2 protein-coding genes are annotated in these 1,996 nt (G+C 67.1%); both read left to right on the forward strand.

Annotation, left to right across the window (positions count from 1 at the left end):
• Positions 1–165 precede the first annotated feature (165 nt).
• A complete protein-coding gene (locus HMPREF0178_RS18165; RefSeq protein ID WP_009369053.1) occupies positions 166–1,077 on the forward strand; it encodes a DMT family transporter in 912 nt (303 codons plus the stop codon).
• A 582-nt stretch (positions 1,078–1,659) separates the two neighbouring features.
• On the forward strand, positions 1,660–1,996 hold a 337-nt coding region (locus HMPREF0178_RS18170; protein WP_009369054.1), incomplete at its 3' end, for a biotin/lipoyl-binding protein.

The raw sequence follows: 1,996 nt of genomic DNA on the forward strand, positions 1-1,996 counted from the left end.
AAACCCCACCCCTCTCTCTCCCAAGACTTTTGCGTTTATCGAATCCTTGTTCGCGGCCTTGCTTCGGCGCGGGTTGCCTTTGCGGTAAGGCGCATTACGCAGTGGGAAAGCGTTGTCCGGGGAAAGCGGGCCTGCGGTTGCCCTGCCCCTCTTAGGAAAACAGCCATGAGCACACCCTTTGCCAAAGGCCCCCTTCTGATCCTTCTGGGGGCCCTGTGTTTCAGCACCACGGGGACCGTCCAGGCCCTGTCCCCGGAAGGGGCGACGCCCTACGTCATCGGCGCGCTGCGTATGCTCGTCGGCGGCCTGGCCCTGCTCCTCTGGTGCGCGTTCCAGGGGGAGCTGCCCCGGTTCTGGCGCTGGCCCATGCGCTGCGTCGTGCCTTCCACCCTCGCCCTGCTCGGCTTCCAATTCTTCTTTTTCCGGGGCGTGCTCGAAGCCGGGGTCGCCGTGGGCACCGTGGTCGCCATTGGCTTCTCGCCCATCGTCGTGGCCCTGCTCGGGTTGATCTTCCTGCGCGAAAAGCCCGCCAAGGCATGGTATCCCGCCACCGGGCTCGCCCTGATCGGTCTGATCCTGCTCAACGCCGACGCCGTGGGCGGGGCCAGCTTCGCGGGCATGGCCTTCCCCCTGCTCGCGGGGTTCTCCTACGCCTGCTATTTCGTGTTCAGCAAGCCGCTGGCCCAGAACGCCGCGCCCGGATCCGTCATGATGGTCCTGTGCCTCCTGAGCGGGCTGTGTATGCTGCCCGTCTTCTGGATCTACCCGGCGGCGTGGCTGGCGACGCCCGTGGGCGCGCTCGTGGCCCTGCATCTCGGGGTCGTGACCACGGCCATCGCCTTTTCCCTCACCCTCGCCGGGCTCAAGGTGACGCCCGCCGCCACCGCCTCGACCCTCAGCCTCGCGGAGCCCCTCTCCGCAGCCTGCCTCGGGATCTTCTTTCTCCATGAACCGTTGTCCCTGTCCGCCGCCGTAGGGATCGCCCTCATCTTCGGCAGCGTCCTCATCCTCGTGGCCTGCCCGTCCGGACAGCCTCCCCGTGAGAGCGCCGCGCGGCTCCGTCCGCAAGGCCGATGAGCCCCCTTTTGCCGTGGCGCGGGCGGGTCCCCACGGCGGGGTCGCCCTGATCCCGATTTGCCGGGGCATGGGATGCCCCATGCCGCCGGGCCCGCCCGGGACAGGCACACGCAGTGCACCCCGGTGCCCTCAAACGTTCCTCCCCCACACCGACCGGGAAGGCCCCCCGTCCGCTTGCGCGGGCACCCCGTAGAGCAAGCCTCACAGCCCGCAGCGTTTTTTCCATCGTTTCCCATGTCGAGAGGCCGTCCTTAACCGTATGCCGGGACGGGACGCGCCACGGCTCCACGTACCCTCCGGCTCGCGGCGCACAGGGCCGCGCAAGAACACCCTGAAAGGCCCCGGCTTACATGCCCTAAGCCGTGACTCCGAACTGGCCTGAGCGTTCCGCGCCAGCCCGCCACGAAGACGCCCCTCCATCGTCCGCGCAGGCGGACCCGCCGCGGCACGGCGCCCCGCGCGCCAAAAACCGATTGACGGTGCGCGGGGCGTGGTATAAAACTGACCGGTCAGTTCAATTTATCCCATAACATGTGAAAATAGTGGCAGTTCAGGGAACCATGCACCACGCGGGAGCCTCTCATGACGACAGACGAAAATCTTTCCATGACCCCGGACAACGACAAGGCTCCGCAGCGGCGCAAACGCCCCCGCAAGGGCCCGATCGTCGGCATCCTGCTTTTGCTGTTCCTGCTCGCGGGGATAGGCGCGGGCGCGTGGTGGTATCTGTTTCTGCGTTTTGAGGAAAGCACGGACGACGCCTATGTCGCCGGCAATGTGCTGCGCATCATGCCGCAGGTGAGCGGCAAGGTCGTCGCCGTGGATGTGGACGACAACGACATGGTCGCCGCCGGGCAGACGCTCGTGCGCCTTGATCCCGTGGACGCCCGCCTTGCCTATGAGCGCTCCCTCGTGGCGC

The organism is Bilophila sp. 4_1_30 (assembly GCF_000224655.1).
GTDB classification, from domain to species: domain Bacteria; phylum Desulfobacterota; class Desulfovibrionia; order Desulfovibrionales; family Desulfovibrionaceae; genus Bilophila; species Bilophila wadsworthia.